This window comes from Streptomyces sp. NPDC033180, from assembly GCF_055577645.1.
The window spans coordinates 207,251-229,498 of record NZ_JBVIPU010000004.1; the positions used below are offsets into that span (position 1 = coordinate 207,251).

The window sequence follows — 22,248 nt, forward strand, 5'->3', positions numbered from 1 at the left end:
GGTGGACCCTCCTCACTGGCCGGGGATCTTGACGGGCGGGGTGAACGGGTTCTTCATCGGTCCGAGGAGGGCCAGGTCGACCTCGACGAGGGTCGGCCCGTCGGAGGCGACGGCGTGGCTGATCACGGGCTGCGCGTGCTCCTCGGCGGCGATCCTGGCGTAGGCCAGCCCGCAGGCCCGGGCGAGCAGTTCGAAGTCGGGCGTGGCGAGATCGACACCCGACCGGCGCTCGCTGTAGCGGTCCTGCATGTTGCGCAGCACGCCGTAGCCGCCGTCGTTGAAGACGATGAGGGTCAGCCGGGGGCGCTCCTGAGCGAGCGTGAGCAGTTCGCCCAGATGGACGGCGAGGCCGCCGTCCCCCGCGAGGACGACGGTGGGCGCGTCGGGCCGTGCGAGTGCCGCGCCGATACCCATGCCGAGCCCCTGTCCGATGCCGCCGCCCCGCGGGAAGACGTTGTCGCGGGGGTCGTACATCTCCAGGAGCCGGTTGCCCCAGCTGCTGGACGGGATGGTCACGTCGCGGGCGACGACCGCCTCGCGGGGCAGCGCGGCACGGATGGCGTCGCAGATCGCGGCCTGCGGGCCGATGTTGTCGTGCAGCGTGGCGCGGACCTCCTCGCGGACGGCGGCCACCTGCCGGGTCCAGCTCTCGTCGGCCCGCCGCGCGCCGGGCAGCAGGGCCGCGAGCACGTCGGGAGCGTGACCGTGCAGGGCGTGCCGCACCGGGTACACGCGGCCGAGCGCGTCGGCGTCGATGTCGACCTGGATGTGCGCTGGGGGGAGCGCGAGTCCGTAGTCGGCGGTCTCGTTGGACCGGAAGTGCGTGCCGATGGTCAGGAGCAGGTCCGCCTCGGCCAAGAGGGCGCGGACTGCCGGGGTGGTGGCGAAGTTCCCGATGACCTGCGGGTGGTCCTCGGGCACCGCGCCCCGGCCGGAGTTGGAGGTGAGCAGTCCCGCGCCGGTGGCGTGCAGCAGCGCGGCCAGCTCGGCACGTGCACGGGTGGCGCCGCCGCCGGCCCAGATGAGGGGACGTTCGGCGGACGCCAACATGGCCCGAGCGGCGGTGAGTTCGGACGTGGCGGGTGTGGGGTGGGCCTGTGCCGCGATCCCGGGGAGGCCGGGGGCCCACCGGCTCTCGGTCCGCACGGCGGCCTGCGGGGCGCCGGACGGAACATCGTCAGAGGCGGAGGCGTGCTGTGTCCTGCCGGACGGCTGGCCGGGCGGCTCATTCTCCGGTGCTGGTGCTGGTGCTGGTGCTGGTGCCGGTGCTGGTGCTGGTGCCGGTGCTGGTGCTGGTGCTGGTGCCGGTTTTCGGGGCGGAGCGGTCGTGTGCCGCTCGGCTTCCGCCGGAGTCGGCGAGGCGTGCTGTGTGCCGGGAGTCGGAAGCGCTGCCCCCGCGATCGTCGGCGCCGCGTCCGTCTGGGCCGCGTACTGCAGATCCACCGGCCACTCCACGCTCGCCGGGCCGCACGGGTCCGTCAGCGCGGACCGTGCCGCCTCGCGCAGGATCAGGCCCGCGGTGTCCGTCGACGGAACGGTAGCCGCGTACCTGGAGACCGCCCTGAGCATGCCCAGCTGGTCCTTGGTCTCGTGGATGAAGCCGCGGCCGCTGCCCAGGAATGCGCTCTCCACCTGGCCGGTGACGTGCAGGACGGAGGTGCCCGCGCTCAGCGCCTCGACCAGGCTCCCGGCGGCGTTGCCCGCGCCCGTCCCCGTAGAGGTGAGCGCACAGCCGAGCGAGCCGCGCGCCCGGCCGTAGGCGTCGGCCGCGTTCACGGCGGTCGCCTCGTGGCGTACCGGAACGAAGCGCAGCTCCCGGTCGACCGCCTCGACCAGCGGCAGGTTGTGCACGCTGACGATGCCGAAGACCGTGTCGATACCGAGTTCCCGCAGGACGGCGACGAGGAGATCACCGCCGGTGGCGTAATGCGTGGGTGGCGTGGATGGCATGGGTGAGCTCCTCAGAGGATTCCGCGGCCGACGCCGCCGCAGACGTCGATGCTGGTGCCGGTGGTGTACGAGGCGCGGGGCGAGAGCAGCGCGACGATCGCGTACGCGACCTCCTCCGCGCGGCCGAGCCGGCCTAGAGCGATGCCGCGGTCCGCCGCAAGCTCCGCCTGCCAGTCCTCGTACGACAGACCCGAATCGGCGGCCGCGTGGCGGCGGGTCCACTGACCGGTGTCGATCAGGCCCAGGCAGACCGAGTTGACGCGGATGCCCTCCGGGGCGAGCTCCGTGGCAAGGGACTTGGACAGGTTGAGGATGCCCGCGCGTGCCGCGCTGGTGGTGATGAGCCGGGGCTCGGGCTGCTTGGCGAGGACCGCGTTGACGTTCACGACGCTCGCCGCGTCCGACGCCGCCAGGTGCGGGCGGGCCGCGCGCAGGGGGTTGAGCACACCGGCGAACTTCAGCTCGAGCTCGTCGCGCCAGTCCTCGGCGGTCGAGTCGTCCAGGCCCTTCATGCGGGACTGACCCGCGTTGTTGACTAGCCCGTCGAGCGAGCCGAAGGTGTCGGCCGCGCGCTCGGTGAACTCCGTTACGGCGTCCGCGTCGCGCACGTCGCACACGCCCGTGAGGAGGCGGTCGCCACCGCCGAGCCCGGCCGCCGCCTCGGCCAGCCGGTCGGCGTCACGCCCGCAGGTCGCGACGCGCGCGCCCTCGTCGAGCAGGGCGCGGACCGTGGCCAGGCCGACGCCCGAGCTGCCGCCGGTGACCAGGACGGTCCGGTCGGAGAGGCCCAGATCCATAACTAGAAGCTCCGATACGTCAGTTCATGGTGAAGCCGCCGTTGACGGCGATCACCTGTCCGGTGAGATAGCGGGACTCCTCGGAGAGGAGGAAGGAGACGAGACCGACGAGGTCGTCCGGCTGCTGCGGGCGTGAGATCGCCCGATTGCCCCGGTAGAGCGCGTGCCGCTCGACCGGCACCGTCTCGGTGGCCTCGACCTCGGTGAGGCCCGGAGCCACCGCGTTGACGGTGATCCCCTTGTCGCCGAGCTCACGCGCCATCGCCCGGGTCAGCGCGATGACCGCGCCCTTGGAGGCGATGTAGTGGGCCAGCCGCGGCGATCCGTAAAGGGCGGCGTCCGAAGCGACGTTGACGATCCGCCCGGGGGAGCGGAAGAGCGGGTGCAGGGCCTTGGCGACCAGCCACGGGCTGCGGGCGTTGACCGCCATCAGGCGGTCCCACACCTCGATGTCGATGTCCTGGAACTCCTTGCCGCCGACCCCGTTGGCGAGCGCGGCATTGTTGACCAGGCCGTACACCGGGCCCAAGTCGCCTACGAATGAGGCCAGTTCGTCGACCGACGCCGGGTCCGCCACATCGCACCGTACGAAATGTGCGTCCAGTCCCTCCGCACGGAGACCGGCGGCGGCCGCACCGCCCCGCACAGCGTCCACCTCGGCGACGACGACCCGGAAGCCGTCCTCGCCCACCCGGCGGGCCATGGCGAGGCCAAGGCCACGGCCCGCGCCGGTGACGACGACGGTGCGGTCGTCGGTCACGCGGTCGTCAGTCACGGGTGACGCCGTGCATGGGCGAGTGCTCGGGGTAGGTCGGCACCTGCGGCTTCCGCGTGCCGATGACGACGCAGAAGAGCGCGTCGGTGTCGCCCTCGTTCTTGAGGGACCGTGCCACGCCCGCCGGGACGACGATCATGTCGCGGTAGCCGAGCGTGCGGTACTCGACCTCGTCGGCGCCCCGGTGGATGCCCACCTTGACCTGCCCCTCCAGGACGAAGAAGGCTTCTTCGACGTCGTGGTGGGTGTGCTCGGGACCCTCGGCGCCGGGCGGCAGCAGCATGTTGGAGAAGGTGAAGCCGCCCGACGGCAGGATGCGGCTGTCGTTCTCGTGGTTGCCGGTGGCGCCGGAGCCGACGTAACGGATCTGGCCGCGGCGGTACTGCGGACCCGCCTTCTCCTGGAAGGACAGCGTGCTGAAGTCCGCGACACGGGACTCCTTGGTGGCGATCAGTGAGTCGGTGTACTTGCCGAGGTCGCCGCCGTTGTCGTACTCGGTGGTGGTCAGAGGCATGAGGGGGCTCCTTCTCAGAGGTGTTCGGGGATGCGGGCGGTGATGCGGAGGTGGGAGAGGACCCAGGCGTTGAAGGCCTCGGGCCGCTCCTGGTTGGCCAGGTGGCCGGCGTCCTTGACGACCACGTAGGCGGCCTTGTGCAGGGCCCCGGCGATGGCCTGCGAGGCCTCGACGCCGGTGACCCGGTCCTGGTCGCCGCAGAGGACGAGGGCGGGAGCGGTGATGGAAGGGATCTCGGGGCGCAGATCGGCGCAGGCCATGGACTCGGCGGCGTACGCGTATCCGGGCAGGCGCACCGACGCTGCCATGGTGTCGACGACGCGCCGGACGAGCTGAGGGGGTGCGTCAGACGACACGAGCCGGGGCCCGCGCCGCCCGGCGAACTCCCGCGGCCCGAGCTCCGCGAGCTCGGCGGCCCGCTGCCGCATGGCGTCGGCCTTCGCGGGATCGGTGCCGGAACCGGCGCTGGAGTCCGCGACGATCAGTGAATCGACGAGCTCGGGATGCCGGGCCGCGAGGCGCAGCGCGATCACGCCGCCCCACGAGACGCCGAGGACATGGGCGCGCGCGCCGCGCTCCCGGATGAGGCCGGCCGCCGCGTCGGCGAAGCCGTCCAGATCCAACAGCCCCTTCGGGTCAGCGGACTTGGCGTACCCGGGAGCGTCCCAGGCCGCGACCCTCACGTACGCGGACAGCTCGGCGAGCTGCGGTGCGAAGGCGGCGGAGGAGGAGCCGATGCCGTGCAGGCAGAGCAGCAGCGGCCCGGCGGAGCCCGCCTCCTCGACGTGGATGGCATCGGCCGTCACAGGATCTGCCCCGTCCGCCCCGCAAGCGCCGCCAGGCTGCGCAGGACCGCGTACGGCACGACCTGGCTGGTCGCCGGGTTGCCCGGGTCCGGCAGATGCGCGACCTCGAAGCGGTACGTACCGTGCGCGCCGGACGCCTCGATGACGTGCCGGGTGCGGTGGGCGCCGGGGTCGGCGACGACCCGGACCCGCACAGCGTCCAGGTCGCCGACGGCGAGAGCGACCGACGCCGCGACGTTCGTCGACTTGGGGAACTTCACCGGGACGTCGCGCGCGGTCCCGGACATGACCTCGACCGGACCGGTGGCCGCCCGCATCCGGGACAGCAACTCCGGGCCCATCCACGGCTGTTCGAGCGTGGAAGGCAGCTTCGTGGTCGTGAGCCGCACCTCGTCGAGCGGCCCGAGCGAACGCACCGCCTGAAGCAGATCGAGCCCGCCGACCGCGCCCCCCGTGAAGTACACCCGGCCGGGTCCCGCGGCCAGGAGCCGCTTGGAGAGCTCCTCGTCGGTCAGCGCGCCGGTCGAGGCGATCAGCAGATCGGTCCCGGAGGCGAGAACACGCTCGCCCCATTCCCGTACGACCCCTTGGCCCGCCGCCTCGACGATGAGATCGCAGCGCTCCATGGCCTCGTCGAAGGAGACCTGCGGGGCGGGTGCGCTCTCGCCCAGCGGACGGTTGTCGACCAGGCACGTCAACTCGGCGCCGGTGACGCGCTGTTCGGCCAGCGCGGTGCCCACGACCCGCCCGATCGCGCCCCAGCCGACGATGCCTACCTTGCGTACGCGCGTCATACCTGAACCTCCGGGTGGTGTCGGGGGGAGAGGGGGCCGGGGTCGGGCGTCCCCGCCATGCGGCAGCGGATCTCCTTCGACGGCGGCCCGGCCGTCCCCCACAGGTCGGACAGCTCGGGCACCCGCCGCCAGACCCTGGCGATCCACGTGTCCTCGACGATCTGCGCGACCTCGGAGGTGTACTCGCAGACGAGTCCGGAGGGGTCGGTGAAGTAGGAGAAGGTGTTGTTGCCCGGGCCGTGCCGTCCGGGCCCCCACTGCGGGTCGATGCCGTGGTGCCTGAGCCGACCGAGGCCCCGCATGAAGTGGTCGACCGAACTCATCTCGTACGCGACGTGATTGAGCGAGGCCCACTGAGCCTGGTTGAAGGCGATGCAGTGGTGGTCGGCGTTGCAGCGCAGGAAGGCCATCTGGTGCTCGGACCAGTCGGAGACGCGAAGACCGAGGACGTCGCGGTAGAAGGCGACGGAGGCGTCGATGTCCGCCGTGTTGAGCACCGCGTGCGTGACGCCGACCGGCACGGCGCCGTCCGGGCCGCGCGGCGCGACCGCGTGGACTTCGGCGCTGATCTCGATCACGCGGTGTTCGGGGTCGGTGAAGCGGAGGCCGTAGCCGCCGCCGACCTGGTCGAGGGGGCCGGGCCCGGCGACCGGTGTGATGCCGCGTGCGAGCAGCCTGCGGGCGGCCTCGTCGACCTCGGCGGGTGTGCCCACCGCGAAGGAGAGTCTGCCGAGGCCCGTGCGGTCGGCGCGGGTCAGCTGGAGGGCGTGGTGTTCGGCGCCGGTGCCGCGCAGCCAGGCGGCCGTGCCGCGCTCGGACTCGACGGTCTCCAGGCCCCAGACCTCCTGGTAGAAGTCGGCCGCCTCGGTGAAGGAGGGGGTGAGGAGCTCGACGGAGCGCAGGGCGCGGAGCCGGGCGATCGGGGGACGGGGGGTTTGGGGTCGGGGCATGACCTGCTCCAGAGGTCCGGAGGTACGGGGTTCAGTTGGCCCAGGGGAGAGGCGCGTCGGAGAGGCCCCAGTACAGGGACTTCTGGCGCTGGTAGGCGCGGATGCCTTCGCGGCCCTTCTCGCGGCCGAGACCGCTCTCCTTCATGCCGCCGAAGGGCGTGGCGATGCTGAACTGCTTGTAGGTGTTGATCCAGACCGTGCCCGCGTCGACGCGGCGCGCGATCCGCCAGGCGGCCCGGTGGTCACGGGTCCAGATGCCACAGGCGAGGCCGTGGACACTGGAGTTGGCCTGCCGCACGAGATCGTCCTCGCCGTCGAAGGGCAGCGCGACCAGGACGGGCCCGAAGATCTCCTCCTGGCAGGTGCGCGAGGAGTTGGGGAGCCCGTCCAGGACGGTGGGCAGGTAGTACGCCCCGCCGCGGTACTCCGCACCGTCCGGCACGCCGCCACCGCACAGCACCCGAGCACCTTCCTCGCGCGCGAGATCGACGTACGAGGCGACGGAGTCCCGGTGCTCGTGGTGGACGAGGGGGGCGACCTGGGTGTCGGCACAGGTGCCGGGCCCGACCCGCAACTTCCGCACGCGCTCCACGAGTTCGCCGACGAACTCCTCGTACAGCTCGCGTGCGACGAAGAGCCGTGACCCGGCGACGCAGGACTGACCGCTGGAGGAGAAGATCCCGAACATCACCCCGGCCAGGGCCTGTTCGACGTCGGCGTCGGCGAGGACGACCGTCGGCGACTTGCCGCCCAGTTCGAGTGAGACCGGCATCAGCTTCTCGGCCGCGGCGTGGGCGAGCGTCCGGCCGGTACGCGTGCCGCCCGTGAAGGTGACCTTGCCGACGCGCGGATCGCGGACGATCGCGTCCCCGACGACGCTGCCGCGGCCGGTGAGGACAGAGAGTAGACCGGCCGGGAGACCGAATTCCGCCAAGGCGCCGCTGATCAGGCGGCCGAGCGCGAGCGAGACGAGCGGGGTCCACTCGGCGGGCTTGAGCAGGACCGCGTTGCCGCCCGCGAGCGCCGGTGCGAGCTTCTGGGCGTCGCTGGCGACGGGGGAGTTCCAGGGGTTGATCGCGCCGACCACGCCGATCGGCTCGTACACGCTCATCGTCACGTAGTCGCCGCGCGAGGGAGTGAGCGTCTCCTCGGCGGTCTCCAGGGCGGCGGCGGTGTAGCGGAAGGTGGCCGCCGCGCTGCCCACCAGGGCGCGGGTCTCGGTGAGCGCCTTGCCGGTGTCGGCTGTCTGCAGGGCCGCGAGGTCGTCCGCTGACGCCTCGATCAGCTCGGCGACGCGGTGCAGGAGCAGGGCACGCCGGTGGGGCAGGAGGCCCTGCCAGCGCGGGTCGGCGGCGGCCGCCGCCGCTCCCCGAGCCGCTTCGGCGACCTCGTCGAGGGAGACGGCGTGGACCGTGGCGAGGACGCGGCCTGTGGCGGGGTCGACGGTGTCGGCCGGGGCGCCCGCGCCGCGACGCCACTCGCCCGCGATGAGCGCCTCGTCGGCAGGGATGCGGGGCATGGGGCCTCCTTGCGTGCTGTGTCCGGGCCGAACCACCGGGTGTTCCAAGCGAGTTCCGGATGCTCTTCGGTAAGCGCTAGAAATCTAAGGGCTTAAATATCTGGAGCGCAAGACCTGTCCGTCGATGGACTTCGTGGATTTCCCCTGCGGAGACTCTTGACGCGCTCCGGTGCCGGGACGGTACAACTTAAGCGCTTAGAAACTTTGCGCTTACTCGCTTCTTGGCTTGAGTTTCCCCAGACTCCGTGGCCGTCGCGTTCCTCCCCTCGTCCCCGCCCCCTCAGCAGCGGAGTGCCCGCATGACGATCGACGCCTCCCCGGACCCAGCGGTCCGGGCCGCCATAGCCGCCCGCTTCGAACGGCTACCCCTGTGCCGCTGGCACGTCACCGTCCGGCTCATCGTGGGCGCGGTCACCTTCTTCGAGGCCTTCGACCAGCTCCTGATCGCCTACGCCCTGCCGGAACTGCGCCACGAGTGGGACCTCAGCACGTCCGCCGCGACGCTGCTGCTCACCGTCGGCTCGATCGGCATGTTGATCGGGGCGCTGCTCTCCGGGCGTCTCGCGGACCGCATCGGCCGCGTGAAGGTCATCGCGCTGTGCATCGCACTGTCCAGCGTCGCCAACCTGGCCCTCTCCGTCTCGACCTCGCCCGACGCTTTCATGGCCCTGCGGTTCGTCCAGGGGCTTGCCATCGGGGGCGAGGTGCCGGTGGCGGCGACCTTCATCGCCGAGATCACCCGCAGCCATCAGCGCGGCCGCTTCGTCCTTCTCTACGAGCTGGTGTTCCCGGCGGGCCTGACGGTCGGCGCGCTGGTCGCGGCCTGGGTGGTACCGATGCTCGGCTGGCGCTGGATGTACGCCGTCGCCGCGCTGCCCGGCCTGCTCTGCATCCTCGTGCAGCGGAAGGTCCCCGAGTCGCCGCGCTGGCTCGCGGACCACGGCAGGCTGGACGAGGCGGACGCGGTGATGTCCGGCATCGAGGCGGACGTCGAGCGGATCACGAGGAAACCCCTGCCGCCCGTTCCCGAGGCGCTTCCCGTCGCGGCTCCCGGGAAGGCGGCCTCCGGGCTTCGCGGCCTGTTCACCGGCCGCTACCGACGCCGGACGCTGATCATCGGCGTGCTGTGGTTCACCGGCTACTTCGTCAACTACGGCATCACGTCCTGGCTCCCGACGATCTACCAGAACCGCTATGACCTGTCCCTCTCGGACGCGCTCCTGTACTCGACGGTCACGTCATGTGCGGGTCTCATCGGCTGCCTCGTCGCCGCGCTCACGGTCGACCGCGTGGGGCGCAGGAAGGTCATCACCGGCTGTCTGGGCGGGGCGGCGCTGATGCTGGTGACGCTCGCGGCCGTCGGTGCGGACACGCCGGTGCAGGTCCTGGTGTGGACCTCGCTCGCGGCGGTCTTCTTCTTCGGCTCCAACATCTGCCTGTACCTGTACACGCCGGAGCTCTTCCCGACGCGGATGCGGGCGCTGGGCAGCAGCGTGGGCGGGGCGATGAACAGGCTCGGGGTCATTCTCGGCCCGATCGTGGTGGGGATCGTGTACGCGGGCGGGAATGTGTCGACGGTGTTCGTGATGCTGGGGGCGGTTGCCGTGGTCGGGTGTGTGGTGGCTGCCGTTGGGGCGGAGGAGACTGCCGGGCGGCGCTTGGAGGAGGTCTCGCCGTAGGGGGCGCCTGGGCTGAAGGATGCAGCCCCGCCGGCGTTTGAGGCCATCTTGTACGGGTCTGGGGCGGAGCCCCAGTTTCGGGTAGGGGCGGGATTGGGGTAGGGGCGGGATCGGGGAAGGCCCCGCAGGGTCCGCTCCTACCCGAACCGCTCGATGCGGATCCGGTCCACCGGCTGGCCCCCGGCCACCAGCAGCCGCGACGCATGCTCGGCGAAGCCGTTGGACCCGCAGACGTACGCCTCCCAGCCCCCCTCGGGCCGGCCGGCGCCGAGGAACGGTGCCAGGTGCTCGGCGCGAAGCCGCCCCTCCGCCCGCGTCAACACCACCGTGGTCTCGTCGCCGTACTCATCCGCGTAGATCAGATCCTCACGCGTCCGCGCCGAGACCAGAAGCCGCAGCGGCACCGGGCGCCCGGCCCGCCGCCAGTGCCGCAGCATCGACATCAGCGGGACCACACCGGAGCCGGCCCCCAGCAGGAGGGCGGGACGGTCGCCGGGCCAGGCGAAGAAGCCGGACAGGGGACCCCGCACCTCCACCACATCGCCGACGCGGGCGACCGTGTGCAGATGCCCGGACACCTCGCCGCCCGGAACGTGGTCCAGGGTCAGCTCGATCTCACCGTCCTCGACGGCATCCTCCGGGGCGGAAGCGATCGAGTAGTGGCGCTGCGCGACATACCCGTCCGGCGCGGTCAGCCGCAGCATCAGATGCTGGCCCGGCAGATGTCCCTGCCAGTCGGACACCTTCAGACGGAAGGTCGATACGGTCTTGGCGGCGTTGTCCCCGCGGACATCCACCACGGTCGCCCGCTGCCACTCGGACGCCGCACGGTTGCTCACCGCGATCCGCCCCGGCACGGCGAACCGCGTCGGCGGCACGAAAGGCCCAGCCACCGTCCCAGGCAGAGTCTCAGGCGCAGTCTCAGTCACCGGAGTAACGCTCCTCCCGCCAGGGATTCCCCCGGTGGTGATAGCCGTTCTGCTCCCAGAAGCCCGGTTCGTCGTGGTCGAGGAGCCGCAGCCCCGCGACCCACTTCGCGCTCTTCCAGAAGTACAGGTGGGGGACGATCAGCCGCGCCGGGCCGCCGTGCTCGGGAGGCAGCGGGCCGTCCCCGTACTCCCAGACGATCCACGCCTTCCCGCCCGTCACGTCGGAGAGGGGGAGGTTCGTGGTGTACCCGGTGTGGGAGTAGGCGACGACGTGCGTGGCCTCCGGGCGCGGCCCGGTGGCGGCCAGGAACGCATCCAGGCTCACCCCGCCGAAGCGCACCCCGAACTTGGACCAGCTGGTCACGCAGTGGATGTCGCCGCGGTACTCGGACGCGGGCAGCGCGTGCGCCTCGTCCCACGTCCAGGTGCGCGGGGAGGAGACGAGGCCGTCCACGCGGAACGTCCAGTCCTCGGGTGCGAGCTGGGGCGTCACCTCGGCGGACAGGACGGGCCAGCCATCGGCCGCGTCGTACTGCCCGGGAGGGAGCCGCGGGTCGCGGTCGGCGGCGCGGGCGCGGCCGGTGAAGCCGCGGGTGGGTTCGACGGTCATACGGTGCTTGCCACTTCGGAGGTGCCGGTCGTGCTTGTCGTGCCAGTCGTGCTCGTGGGGCCGGGCGCCGCGGAGGCCGCCGCGTCCCGCAGGGCGCGCAGCGCACGCTGCTCGTCCACTGTGACCAGCGTACGGTCCCGCATCAGGACCCGGCCGTCGACCACCGTGTCCCGTACGTCACTGGACACGGCGGCGTAGGCCAGCATCGACCAGGGGTCGTGCCGCGGCGTGAGATGCGGCCGGGCGAGGTCGAGGACGATCAGGTCGGCTCGCTTGCCGGGCTCCAGGGAGCCCAGCTGATCGCCGAGCCCAAGGGCCCGCGCCGACTCGATCGTCGCCATCCGCACCGCCTGCTCGGCGCCGACCGCCGTCGGGTCGCCGCCCGCCTTGTGCACGAGCGCCGCGACCTTCACCGCGCCAAGCAGGTCCAGGGTGTTGGAACTCACCGCGCCGTCCGTGCCGAGGCCCACAGTGACGCCCGCGTCGAGCAGGTCGGGCACGCGCGCGATGCCGCAGCCCAGCTTCAGGTTCGACACCGGGCAGTGCGCGACGGACGTGCCGGTGCGGGCGATGGTCCCGATCTCCGCGTCCGTGAGGTCGACGGCGTGCGCGAGCAGCGTGTCCGGGCCGAGCACGCCGAGCGAGTCGAGCAGCTCCACGGGACGCATGCCGTGCTGCTCGGTGACCATCTCCACCTCGCCCGCGTTCTCGGCGGCGTGGATGTGCAGCAGGGCTCCGTGCTCGCGGGCGAGCGCGCTGATGGCCCTGAGCTGCTCGGGCACCAGGGTGTACGCGGAGTGCGCGAAGACCACCGGGCGGGTGCCCGGCGCCGGGGTCCGGGCGGCCAGGTCCGCCGCGGCCCAGCCGAGCCGGTCGGCGTAGGGGCGGCCGTCCGGCGGGCCCGGCACGTCCATGAACGTGGGGCCGGTCAGCAGGCGCCACCCGGCGTCGCGGGCCACGGCCTCGGCCGCCTCGTGGAACCAGTACATGTCGAGCGCGGCGGTGACCCCGCCGCGTACGGACTCGGCGATCGCCCCCTGGATGCCCGCCGTCACCGTCCCGGGGGAGAGCAGGTCGGCCTCGGCCGGGATCACGCGGGCCAGGAAGCCCTGCAGCGTCAGGTCGTCGGCGATGCCGCGGAACAGGGTCATCGCCAGGTGCGTGTGCGTGTTGATCAGACCGGGCAGGACGAGACAGCCGCGGGCGTCGAGCTCGTCGGTGGCCTCGTAGGCGGTGCGCAGCCGCTCGGCCGGGCCGACCTCGACGATCCGGCCCTCGCGCACCGCGACGGCGCCGTCCTTCACGACGGTGCCCGACGCGTCGACGGTGAGGACGTCGCCACCGTGGACCAGGAGATCCATGGAGCCGCCCCGGTCCTGGGTCGGCAGGTCAGTGGGGTGCATCGGTTCCGTTCTCCACAAGGTCGTTCGGGCGGCTGCTCAGTGCTCCGCGGCGGCAAGGAGACGGAGCGCGTCCAAGGCTATCCGGGCGCCCCGGGCGACCCCCTCGGCCACTACATCGCGGTGCGGGTCGTAGCCACCGGTGGCTTCCTCGTCGACGAGTTCGTCGGCGTTGGCGCCGTCGACCACGAGCGCGCCGCCCGCGACCAGGCCGTGCGTGGACGCGAAGACGTACAGCGCGGAGAGCTCCATCTCGATGGCCGCGATCCCGGCGGCCGCGTACGCCTCGCCGGGCAGCGGCAGGAACCCCGGCTGGAACGCGGCCCGCGTCCACACCACGCCCCGGTGGTACGGGGCCTCGGCCGCGCGCGCCGCCCGCTGGAGCGCGATGACCGCCTCCGGGGTCGCGAACGCCGGGTACTCGGCGGGGATCAGCTGCTGCGTCACTCCGTCGTCGCGTACCGCCGCGTCCGCGATGACCAGGTCACCGTCGCGGATGCCGGGGCGGATCGCGCCCGCCGTGCCGAGCCGCACGAGGGTGCTCACGCCCGCCTCCGCGAGCTCCTGGAAGAGGAGGATCGCGCCGGGGGCGCCGACGCCGTGCGAGGCGACGACGACCGGTGTGCCCTGCCAACTGCCGGTGAAGGTGCGGTACTCGCGGTGGTACGACACCTCCTTCGCGTCGTCAAGGAGGTCGGCGACGGCGGTGGCGCGCGCCGGGTCGCCGACCACGATCGCCCGGTCCGGCAGGCCGGTGCGGGGCACACGGGTGATGGGCAGCGCGTCGGTGTGCGTGACGGCTTCGCTGAGCGTACGGGCGTCGGTCGTCATGAGGGTGCTCCTACCAGGGGCTGCTTGCGGCGGCGCCTGCGCGCCGTGGACAGGAAGAGGGCGGCCAGGGTCACCACGTACGGGGCCGCGTCGGTCGCCTGCTGCGGCATGCCGAGCCCCTGCAGACGGAAACCGACGGCCTCCGCGATGCCGAAGAGCAGCCCGGCCAGCAGGACGCCGAGCGGCAGGGCGCGGCCCAGCATCACGGCCACCACGGCGATCCAACCACGCCCGGCGGTCATGTTCTCGGAGAACAACGTGACGTTGCCGAGGGCGAGTTGGGCTCCCGCGAGGCCGCACAGGACGCCGGAGGCGAGGACGGCGGCGTACTGGTACTTCGCCGGGCTGACGCCCAGCGTCGCCGCCGCGTCGGGAGCCTCACCGACGCCGCGAAGGCGCAGCCCCCACGGGTGGCGGGCCAGGAACACCGCGGCCACGGCGACGGCGGCCCATGAGAGGTACACGAGCGCGGAGTGCCCGGACAGGACTGCCCCCGCGAACGGAATGTCGATGCCGCCCAGACCGGCCAACTCCGGGTCGGAGAAGGTGCCCTGCACGCCGAAGACCGTACGCAGCAGGAACCCGGTCAGGCCGACCGCGAGGAGGTTGAGCGCGACGCCGAGCACGACGGCGTCCCCGCGCAGCGAGACCGTCCCGACGGCCAGGATCATCGAGTACGCCGCCGACGCGAGGGCGGCGAAGACGACGCCGAGCCAGGCGCTCCCGGTGAACCAGCTGCCCGCGACGCCGCTGAAGCAGCCGATCAGCATCATGCCTTCGAGGCCGATGTTGAAGACGCCCGCGCGCTCGCAGATCGCGCCGCCGAGTGCGGCGAGGAGGATCGGGGTGAGGGCGAGGAGCGCCGAGTGGAACAGCGCGGAGTCGACGCTCATCGCACGCTCACTTCCTTCGCTTCCTTCGCTTCGATCTCTTCGGTGGGCTTCTTCCTCGCCCGCCGCCACGTCAGGTTGAGCCGGGCCGCGAGGAAGACGATGACGACCGCCTGGAGCACCTGCGTCAGCTCGCGCGGCACTTCGGTGGTCCGCTCCATGGCGAGCCCGCCCACTTCGAGCGCCGCGAAGAACAGGGCGGCGAGGGCCGTCCCGATGGGTGCGGCGGCGGCGAGCAGCGCGGCCGTGAGGCCGGTCCAGGTGTGCCCGGCGGCGGTGAGCGATCCGTCGATGAAGCGATAGGGGAAGCTCAGTACGCCAATCGCGCCGACCAGGCCGGCGACGGAGCCGGAGAGCGCCATGAGCCGCAGCGTGAGCCGCGGCCTGTCGACCCCCGCGTACGCGGCGAACCGCGGGTTGAGCCCCGTCATGCGGATCTCGTAGCCGGTGGCTGTGCGGGCGTCGGCGAACACGAGGACGGCGGCCGCTACGGCCACGAGGAGCAGCCCGACGGTGACGGTCGACGACCCGAAGGCAGGCAGCTCCACCCCGTCGGGCAGGCGCCGCGTCTGCGGAAGGCTCGACCCTTCCTCCTTCAGCGGAAAGCGTGCGAGGTAGGAGGCGAAGGACATCGCCGGATACCCGAGCAGCAGACTGCTGACGAGGAGCGGCACGCCGAACCGGTTCTGGCATACGGCGGCGAGCGCGGCGTAGGCGGCGCCGGCTGCCATCCCCGCGAGCAGGGCTGCGACGACCGTGAGGGGCGCGGGCAGCGGCGAGTAGAGCCCGGTCGCGGCGGCGGTGATCCCGCCGAGCACCAACTGCCCGTCCCCGCCGAGGTTGAGCAGCCCCGCGCGCATGGGGATCGCGAGCGCGACGGCGAGCCCGATGATGCTCGTCCCGGTGGTGAGCGTGGACCCGATGCCGTCGGGCCCGAGGGACCCGCTGACCACGGAGCCGTACGCCCCGACGGGGTCGGCCCCGGTCCCGACGAGGAAGAGCGCGCCGACGATGACCGCGGCGACGACGGAGTGCAGGGCGGGCGCGCGAAGGCTCCGGCCGCCGAGGGAACGGATCGTGGCACCCATATCAGGGAGCCTCCTTCGACGGGGCGGGCCGTTTGCTCCCGCGGGCTGACGGTTTGTCAGAGGCGGGCTCGGGGCCGCGGGCAGGGCCGGGCGAGGCCCGGGGCACGACGACCGGTGAGCCGGTGGCAGCAGAAGCGGCGGACAACTCGGCAGCGGAGGCAGCGCCCGGGGCGATGCGCGATCCCGCCACCGGAGTTCCGGAGGCAGTGCGGCCCGCTCCGGCTTCGCCCGCACTGACGTTGCCCGCTCCGGCTCCGCCCGCACTGGCGTTGCTCGCTCCGGCTCCGCCCGCACTGGCGTTGCCCGCTCCGGCCTTGCAGGCTCCGGCTTCGCCCGCACTGACGTTGCTCGCTCCGGCTTCGCCCGCACTGACGTTGCCCGCTCCGGCTTCGCCCGCACCGGCGTTGCCCATGTCGGCCTCGCTTGCACCGGTCTCGCCCGCACCCGCCTCCACCGCGTCGGCCTTGCCCGTACCCGCGTCGACCGCGTCGGCCTCGCCCGCACCGGCTTCGCCCGCCATGGCGAGGCCGAGGGTCTGCTCGTCCGCGGCACCTGCCTTGCTCGCACCCGCCTCCACCGCACTGGCCTCGCCCGTACCCGCCTCCACCGCGTCGGCCGCGCCCGCACCGGCCCCGCCCGCCATGGCGAGGCCGAGGGTCTGCTCGTTCGCGTCCTCGCGGGCGTACTCCGCGGCCACTCGGCCCTCGTACATCACCAGGACTCGGTCCGAAAGGCCGCGGATCTCGCTCAGTTCAGCGGAGACCAGGAGGATCGCGTGGCCGGCGTCGCGGTGGGCGATCAGCTGGTCGTGGATCGTCTGGATGGCGCCGATGTCAACGCCACGCGTGGGCTGCTCGACGATCAACAGCGGTGAAGCGTGGGCGAGTTCGCGGCCGATCACCAGCTTCTGAAGGTTGCCGCCCGACAGTGAGCCCGCCGTGTGCCGGGACGATGCGGCCTTGATGCCGAAGCGGTCGATCAGGAGCCGCGCGTGCTCGCGGAGCCAGGACGGACGCAGGAGGCCGTGCCCCCGGTGATGGCCCATCGCCAGGTTCTCCGCGATCGTCGCGGCCGGCGCCGTGCCGACGGCCACGCGGTCCTCGGGGACGTACGCGAGACCCGCCGCGCGGCGCCCCGCCGCCGACGCGTCCGTGATGTCCCGGCCGCGGAGCGCCACCCGCCCGGAGGTGAGCGGCCGCAACCCGGCGATCGCCTCGACCAGTTCACTCTGGCCGTTGCCCGCCACTCCCGCGATGCCCACGATCTCGCCCGCACGAACGGAGAGCGAGACCTCGCGCACCGCGTCCGTCGACAGGGACTCGACCGAGAGGACCTCACCGCCCGGCGTACCCGCCGGATGCACGCGGTCCAACTCCACCGCGCGTCCGGTCATCGCCGCGGCGATCGCGTCCGGGCTGGTGTCCGCGGTCCGCATCCGGGCCGCGACCCGGCCGTCCCGCAGAACCGTCACCGCGTCGCTGCCCTCCATCACCTCACGCAGCTTGTGGGTGACGAGCAGGACCGTGCGTCCGTCGTCCGCGAGGGAGCGCAGGACACCGAACAGGCCGTCGGCCTCCGCCGGTGTCAGGACCGCCGTCGGCTCGTCGAGGATCAGCGTACGAGCGCCGCGGTAAAGGAGCTTGAGGATCTCCACGCGCTGGCGGACCCCCACCGGCAGGTCCCCGACCTTCGCCGCCGGATCCACCGCGAGCCCGTGCTCATCGGCGAGCGCGCCCACCCTCCGCAGCGCCTCGGCCCGGTCCGTCAGACCGAAACGGCGCGGCTCGGCGGCGTACACGACGTTCTCGGCGACCGTGAAGGACGGGAAGAGCTTGAAGCTCTGGTGCACCATGCCGAGGCCCGCCGCGATCGCCTCGCTCGGGCTCGCGAACGCCACCTCGCGCCCGTCGAGCAGGATCCGCCCGGCGTCCGGCCGCTGCAGTCCGTAGAGCACGGACATCAGAGTCGACTTGCCCGCGCCGTTCTCGCCCATCAGGGCGTGGATCTCACCGCGCGCGACGGTCAGGTCCACCCGGTCGTTGGCGACGGTGCCCGGGTACTCCTTGGTGATGCCGCGGAGTTCGACGGCGGGGGTGGCGACAGTGGGCTCAGGCCGCGGGGTCATCGACCTTCAGCTTCCCCGCGACGATCTCGTCCCGCAGCGACTCGACGCGCTTCAGCACATCCTTGTGGTCGGCGATCAGGCACTTGGAGTCCGCGACGCCGGGCTCAAGGCCGGTCAGCGACATGCCGCCCTCCTTGAGGCCGTACGACACCGTGGTGCCGCCCTTGCCCTTGAGGATCTGCGCGATGCCCTTCTCGACGGCGACATCGGTCTTCTTCAGTACGTTGTCGACGACGACCCCCGGGCTGCCGACGCACTGGTTCGCGTCGACGCCGTACGCCGCGAAGCCCTTGGCCTTCGCGGCCTGGAAGACACCGGTGTTGCCGCCCGCGGCAGCCGCCATCACCTGGTCGACCCCGCCCGAACCGAGCGTCGCCGCCTGGTCCTTGGCGCGCGCCGAGTCATTGAAGGGCGACTGCCCACCGACGAAGAGCGTGCGGGACCTGACCCCCGCCTCCACCTTCTTCGCGCCGGCCGCGAACGGCTCGCTGTAGCGGCGGAACTGCGGGGTGTCGAGGACGTCGACGGCTCCCACCTTCCTGCTCTTGGTGAGCAGACCGGCCTCGGCGCCCGCGAGGTACACCGCCTCGTGCTCGCGGAAGACCGCACAAGTGACGTTCTCGTACGTCTTCTTCGTGCACGCGTCGACGAGCAGGAACTGCTGCTTCGGGTGGGCCTCGGCCTGCTGGGCGGCGATGTCGGCGAACTCGAATCCGACGAGTGCGATGACATCGGGCGCGGAGTCCACGGCCGACTGCACGTTCTGCTGCTGCGATGAGGTGTCGCTGCTCTGGAAGACCTTCGGCGCCCCGGCGCCCTGCGCCTTCGCCGCCGACTTCACGCCGCTGACAGCCAGCCTGAGGAACTCGTTCTGCGCCACAGGGTCGGGCGTGACCAGCGTGAACGCCTTGGCTCCCGCGCCACCGCCACCTGCCGAACCACCCTTCTTCGCGGCGGCGTTGCAGCCGGTGGCGAGCAGGGCGGCGGCGACAGCGAGCGAGGACAGCCGAAGGGGCATACGCAGGGAGCTGCGTGGGGACATACGCGGGGACATAGGGAGCGCCTTCTCGAAGGAGCCTGGGAGCCCAGGCGGTGGCGGGGAGGGGCGGACGTGCGAAGCGGCGTCGCTCAGCGACAACAGCGACAACCGCGGCGACAGCGGCACATTCGGCGGCCGTCGGGCACGGCGTCGGTCATGGTGTCGGTCACGGCGGGGCAGCGCATGGAGCCGGCGGTCCGCTGGGCTTTCATGGCCGTCCTCCTCGCACCGTGGGTCGATCCGTCCTGGGTGGCGGTGAGGGTAACACCGGATTTCGGACAGCCGCACGAACGTCTCGAAATATGGTTCGAGGACGTCGGGTACGGTGACGGCACCCCTCCCCGCATGGCCGCAAACGCCCCTATTCTCCCGGAGTTGAGCACATGAGCAGCCAGGACCTGCGCGCTGTCACGTGGACGGAGGCCGCGGAGGGCGGCACGCCGTCCCTCTCCCTCATCGACCAGACGGCGCTCCCGCACACCCTTGAGCGCTTCGACGTCACCACCGTCGACCAGCTGATCGACGCGATCGTGCGGCTCGTGGTCCGCGGCGCTCCCGCGATCGGCGCCGCCGGTGGCTACGGCGTCGCGCTCGCCATGGCGCAGGGCGAGCGCGAGGGCTGGGACCGCGCGCGCCTGGACGCGGAGGTCGCACGGGTGCGCGCCGCACGTCCCACGGCCGTGAACCTGATGGTGTGCGTGGACAGGGTCGCCCCGCTCATCGACGCGGGTCTTTCGGTGGTGCTCGCGGAGGCGGACGCGATCGTGAGCGAGGACCTGGCGGCGAACCGCGCCATGGGCGCGTTCGGAGCGGACTGGCTCCTCAAGCGGTTGCCGGTGTCCGCGGACCGTCCGCTGCGGATCCTCACCCACTGCAACACGGGCGCGCTCGCCACAGCGGGCTGGGGCACGGCGCTCGGCGTCATCCGTGAACTCCACGGCCGTGGACTCCTGGAGACCGTGTACGCCGACGAGACCCGCCCCCTGCTCCAGGGCGCGCGGCTCACCGCGTGGGAGCTGGTGCAGGAGGGGATAGCGCACTTCGTCCAGGCGGACGGGGCGGCCGCCGGCACGATCCTGCGGGGCGAGGTGGACGCGGCGATCGTCGGCGCGGACCGGATCGCCGCGAACGGCGACACGGCGAACAAGGTCGGCACGGTGGGAATCGCCCTTGCGTGCGCGTACGCGGGCATCCCGTTCATGGTGGCCGCCCCCACCACGACGGTGGACCTCGCCACGGCGACGGGTTCCGGCATCCACATCGAACTGCGGGGCGAGGAAGAGGTGTTGGAGTGGGGCGGTGTGCGCACGGCTCCGGCGGCCTCACGGGGCCACAACCCGGCCTTCGACGTGACACCGGGGTCGCTCGTGACGGCGCTGGTGACGGAGCGGGGTGTGCTGGAGGTGGGGGCGGGGGAGTTGCCGGGGTCTGGGCTGAGCTGAGAGAGGGGCTGAGAATCAGCCCCTCCGGCGTTTGAGGAGCGAGGTCTGGGGCGGAGCCCCAGTTCGGGAAGGGGTGGGTTGGGGAGAGCCCCGCAGGGTCAACCCCGCGTCAGCTCCAGCTCCAGCAACCACTCCACCACCTCAGTACGATGCCGAGCCTCCCGAGGATCCGCCCCCCACACATAAAGCCCGTGCCCGGCGACAACCACCGCCGGCATCCCGGGCTGCAGCGCCGCCTCGAGCCGATCCCCCAGCACCCCCATGTCCTGGCTGTTCTCGATCACCGGCAGTGTCACAGAAACCTCGTGCGTCGCATGCCCGAGCCCCTTCAGCATCTCCAGGTCCTGGAACGCCACACCCCCCGGCTTCCGATGGCCCATGGCCACCGACGCCACGGTGTGCACATGCACCACGGCCCCCGCACCGGTCAGCGCGGCCACCCGAGCATGCAGCGCCGCCTCCGCGGAGGGACGTCCCGCGCCCAGCGCCGCACCTGACGCGTCCGTCAACACCACGTCCGCGGAGGTGAGTTCACCCTTGTCCCGCCCGCTCGCCGTCACGGCCAGCCGAAGCGGCGTACGCGAGAGGACCACGGACAGGTTCCCGGAGGTACCCCGCATCCACCCGAACGACGCGAAGCGAGCGGCTTCGGCGGCGAGGACGGCGCCCGCCTCCTCCAGGTCGAGCACGGCAGTGGTCGCACTCGTCGAACTCGTCGCACTCATCAAACGCTCCTGCTTCCTGACACCAGACTGATCTCGTCGAAGGCCGCGGCCTGCGGATGCCCGCCGACCCCCACGGCGAAGTAGGGCTCCCCGGCCCGCCGTACCCCCACAGTCCGCCACCCGGCGTCCCGCGCCGCGTCCAGCTCGCCGAGCCGGTCGGAGAGGAAGAGGGCGCGGTCGGCGGCGACTCCGATCGCGGCCGAGATGGCGCGGTAGGAGTCCGGATCCTGCTTGGGGCCCGCGTTCTCGGTGTCGTAGAAGCCGCTCACGAGGTCCATCAGGGACCCCTCGGGCGAGTACGTGAACCACGCGCGCTGCGCGGCGACGGACCCGGACGAGTACACGTACAACCGCAGCCCGCTCCCCTCGCCGCCACCGTCGGCCGCCCAGCCCCGCAGCACACCGATCACCTCGGGGTAGAAGTGCGAGACCAGCTCGCCCCGCGCGAAGCCCTCCGCCCAGAGGATGCCCTGGAGCGTTTTGAGGGGAGTCGCCTTGCGATCGGAGTCGACCCATTCGCCCAGGATCTTCTCCACCCGCCCCGCGTCCGCGCCCGGCTCACCGGCCAGTTCGCGCACCTGCGCGACGGCCCTGGCCACCTCCGGCTCGTCGCCCCGCGAGGCGAGCAGCGCCCCGAAGCGCTCGCGCGCGTAGGGATACAGCACATCCACCACGAACCCCGTGGCGCTCGTGGTGCCCTCGATGTCGAGCACCACGGCGTCCACGGAACCCTCGTCGAACCGAACCGTCACGCGGCGTACCCCGCGTGGATCGTGTCGAAGTCCGGGAAGCGGTCCGCGATCGGGGAGCCCGTGAACGTACCGATCCAGCCGTCCTCCTCGTGGAAGAAGCGGATCGCCGTGAACGAGGGCGACGTACCCATGTCGAACCAGTGCGTCGTGCCGCGCGGCACCCCGAGCAGATCGCCCTTCTCGCAGTAGACCGCGTGCACTTCACCGCCCACGTGCAGATAGAAGATGCCGGAGCCCGCGACGAAGAACCGCACCTCGTCATCGTCGTCGTGCGTGTGCTCGGCGAGGAACTTCTGCCGGGCCGCCTTCGCCTTGCCGGGCCACTGCGGATCGTCGCTGGGGTGCAGCGCGACCACGTCGACCGTCTGGAAGCCCTCCTCGGCGTTCAGCAGGTCGATCTCCGCGCGGTACGCGGCGAAGACGGTGTCGCTGTCCGCGTCGGCGGGCACGCCCTCGCGCACCGGCCACTGCTCGTAACGCACGCCGACGGGGGCGAGCGCGGCGGCGATCTCGACCGGGTCCGCGGTGCGGCGTACGACGGTCTCGGGGCCGGACTCCGGCCAGGTCGTCAGGAGGGTCATGGCTCGCTCCAGAAGGGGACAAGGTGGGTACGGGGGATCGTAACTCCCAGGT

The 22,248-nt window shown here is 72.2% G+C and carries 20 protein-coding genes and 1 pseudogene; 2 read left to right on the plus strand and 19 right to left on the minus strand.

Going from position 1 to position 22,248, the window contains the following annotated elements; all coding sequences use genetic code 11:
- Nucleotides 1-12 precede the first annotated feature (12 nt).
- The 8 genes from ACZ5WE_RS14895 to ACZ5WE_RS14930 are packed head-to-tail and all read right to left on the minus strand — an operon-like array spanning nt 13 to nt 8,105.
- Nucleotides 13-1,950, minus strand: coding sequence for a thiamine pyrophosphate-binding protein (locus ACZ5WE_RS14895; protein WP_467686775.1), 1,938 nt, complete (start codon nt 1,948-1,950; stop codon nt 13-15).
- 11 nt (nt 1,951-1,961) lie between these two features.
- Complete coding sequence (locus ACZ5WE_RS14900; RefSeq protein ID WP_467686773.1) at nt 1,962-2,747, minus strand: SDR family oxidoreductase; 786 nt, start codon at nt 2,745-2,747, stop codon at nt 1,962-1,964.
- Between the two features lie 19 nt (nt 2,748-2,766).
- Nucleotides 2,767-3,522 (minus strand): SDR family oxidoreductase, encoded by a 756-nt coding sequence (locus ACZ5WE_RS14905; protein WP_467686771.1) that lies wholly within the window; start codon nt 3,520-3,522, stop codon nt 2,767-2,769.
- A complete protein-coding gene (locus ACZ5WE_RS14910; protein WP_135332684.1) occupies nt 3,515-4,036 on the minus strand; it encodes a cupin domain-containing protein in 522 nt (173 codons plus the stop codon). The genes ACZ5WE_RS14905 and ACZ5WE_RS14910 overlap by 8 nt, the downstream gene beginning before the upstream one ends.
- Nucleotides 4,037-4,050: 14 nt before the next feature.
- A complete protein-coding gene (locus ACZ5WE_RS14915) occupies nt 4,051-4,842 on the minus strand; it encodes an alpha/beta fold hydrolase (protein WP_467686769.1) in 792 nt (263 codons plus the stop codon).
- Complete coding sequence (locus ACZ5WE_RS14920; protein ID WP_467686767.1) at nt 4,839-5,636, minus strand: aspartate dehydrogenase domain-containing protein; 798 nt, start codon at nt 5,634-5,636, stop codon at nt 4,839-4,841. The genes ACZ5WE_RS14915 and ACZ5WE_RS14920 overlap by 4 nt, the downstream gene beginning before the upstream one ends.
- A complete protein-coding gene (locus ACZ5WE_RS14925) occupies nt 5,633-6,586 on the minus strand; it encodes a VOC family protein (RefSeq protein WP_467686765.1) in 954 nt (317 codons plus the stop codon). Before ACZ5WE_RS14925 ends, ACZ5WE_RS14920 begins: the two co-directional genes overlap by 4 nt.
- Nucleotides 6,587-6,617: 31 nt before the next feature.
- Nucleotides 6,618-8,105 (minus strand): aldehyde dehydrogenase, encoded by a 1,488-nt coding sequence (locus ACZ5WE_RS14930; RefSeq protein WP_467686763.1) that lies wholly within the window; start codon nt 8,103-8,105, stop codon nt 6,618-6,620.
- A 299-nt stretch (nt 8,106-8,404) separates the two neighbouring features.
- Between ACZ5WE_RS14930 and ACZ5WE_RS14935 the strand changes: the two genes are divergently transcribed.
- Complete coding sequence (locus ACZ5WE_RS14935) at nt 8,405-9,784, plus strand: MFS transporter (RefSeq protein ID WP_467686761.1); 1,380 nt, start codon at nt 8,405-8,407, stop codon at nt 9,782-9,784.
- A 137-nt stretch (nt 9,785-9,921) separates the two neighbouring features.
- Here ACZ5WE_RS14935 and ACZ5WE_RS14940 read toward each other — a convergent pair whose 3' ends face one another.
- The 8 genes and pseudogenes from ACZ5WE_RS14940 to ACZ5WE_RS14975 all read right to left on the minus strand — a co-directional run bounded on the left by ACZ5WE_RS14940 (nt 9,922) and on the right by ACZ5WE_RS14975 (nt 18,699).
- Nucleotides 9,922-10,713: an FAD-binding oxidoreductase gene (locus ACZ5WE_RS14940; RefSeq protein ID WP_467686759.1), complete on the minus strand. Its 792-nt coding sequence runs from the start codon at nt 10,711-10,713 to the stop codon at nt 9,922-9,924.
- Complete coding sequence (locus tag ACZ5WE_RS14945) at nt 10,706-11,323, minus strand: sulfite oxidase-like oxidoreductase (protein WP_467686757.1); 618 nt, start codon at nt 11,321-11,323, stop codon at nt 10,706-10,708. The genes ACZ5WE_RS14940 and ACZ5WE_RS14945 overlap by 8 nt, the downstream gene beginning before the upstream one ends.
- Nucleotides 11,320-12,726 (minus strand): amidohydrolase, encoded by a 1,407-nt coding sequence (locus ACZ5WE_RS14950; RefSeq protein WP_467686755.1) that lies wholly within the window; start codon nt 12,724-12,726, stop codon nt 11,320-11,322. Before ACZ5WE_RS14950 ends, ACZ5WE_RS14945 begins: the two co-directional genes overlap by 4 nt.
- A gap of 36 nt (nt 12,727-12,762) precedes the next feature.
- Nucleotides 12,763-13,554: a phosphorylase family protein gene (locus ACZ5WE_RS14955; protein ID WP_467686753.1), complete on the minus strand. Its 792-nt coding sequence runs from the start codon at nt 13,552-13,554 to the stop codon at nt 12,763-12,765.
- Nucleotides 13,551-14,447 carry an ABC transporter permease gene (locus tag ACZ5WE_RS14960; RefSeq protein WP_467686751.1) on the minus strand — a complete coding sequence of 299 codons (897 nt, stop codon included), beginning with the start codon at nt 14,445-14,447 and terminating at the stop codon, nt 13,551-13,553. Before ACZ5WE_RS14960 ends, ACZ5WE_RS14955 begins: the two co-directional genes overlap by 4 nt.
- Nucleotides 14,444-15,532: an ABC transporter permease gene (locus tag ACZ5WE_RS14965; RefSeq protein WP_467686749.1), complete on the minus strand. Its 1,089-nt coding sequence runs from the start codon at nt 15,530-15,532 to the stop codon at nt 14,444-14,446. The genes ACZ5WE_RS14960 and ACZ5WE_RS14965 overlap by 4 nt, the downstream gene beginning before the upstream one ends.
- Before the next feature lie 628 nt (nt 15,533-16,160).
- Nucleotides 16,161-17,657: pseudogene (locus ACZ5WE_RS14970) on the minus strand (ABC transporter ATP-binding protein); the annotation flags it as partial.
- A complete protein-coding gene (locus ACZ5WE_RS14975) occupies nt 17,641-18,699 on the minus strand; it encodes a BMP family ABC transporter substrate-binding protein (protein ID WP_467686747.1) in 1,059 nt (352 codons plus the stop codon). The gene ACZ5WE_RS14975 and the pseudogene ACZ5WE_RS14970, both read right to left, overlap by 17 nt.
- A gap of 380 nt (nt 18,700-19,079) precedes the next feature.
- Between ACZ5WE_RS14975 and mtnA the strand changes: the two genes are divergently transcribed.
- Entirely contained in the window at nt 19,080-20,138 is a 1,059-nt protein-coding gene (gene mtnA, locus ACZ5WE_RS14980) for an S-methyl-5-thioribose-1-phosphate isomerase (protein WP_467686745.1), read from the plus strand.
- Nucleotides 20,139-20,236: 98 nt separating this feature from the next.
- On the opposite strand, the gene mtnB is transcribed toward mtnA, so the two are convergent.
- Genes mtnB through ACZ5WE_RS14995 form a run of 3 tightly spaced genes read right to left on the minus strand, consistent with a single transcriptional unit; the run spans nt 20,237 to nt 22,196 of the window.
- On the minus strand, nt 20,237-20,863 hold the full coding sequence (gene mtnB, locus ACZ5WE_RS14985; RefSeq protein ID WP_467686743.1) for a methylthioribulose 1-phosphate dehydratase: 627 nt from the start codon (nt 20,861-20,863) through the stop codon (nt 20,237-20,239).
- Nucleotides 20,863-21,615 (minus strand): acireductone synthase, encoded by a 753-nt coding sequence (gene mtnC, locus ACZ5WE_RS14990; RefSeq protein WP_467686741.1) that lies wholly within the window; start codon nt 21,613-21,615, stop codon nt 20,863-20,865. The genes mtnB and mtnC overlap by 1 nt, the downstream gene beginning before the upstream one ends.
- The gene (locus ACZ5WE_RS14995) at nt 21,612-22,196 is read right to left on the minus strand and encodes a 1,2-dihydroxy-3-keto-5-methylthiopentene dioxygenase (protein WP_467686739.1); all 585 of its coding nucleotides are present in this window, start codon (nt 22,194-22,196) and stop codon (nt 21,612-21,614) included. Before ACZ5WE_RS14995 ends, mtnC begins: the two co-directional genes overlap by 4 nt.
- Nucleotides 22,197-22,248 lie beyond the last annotated feature (52 nt).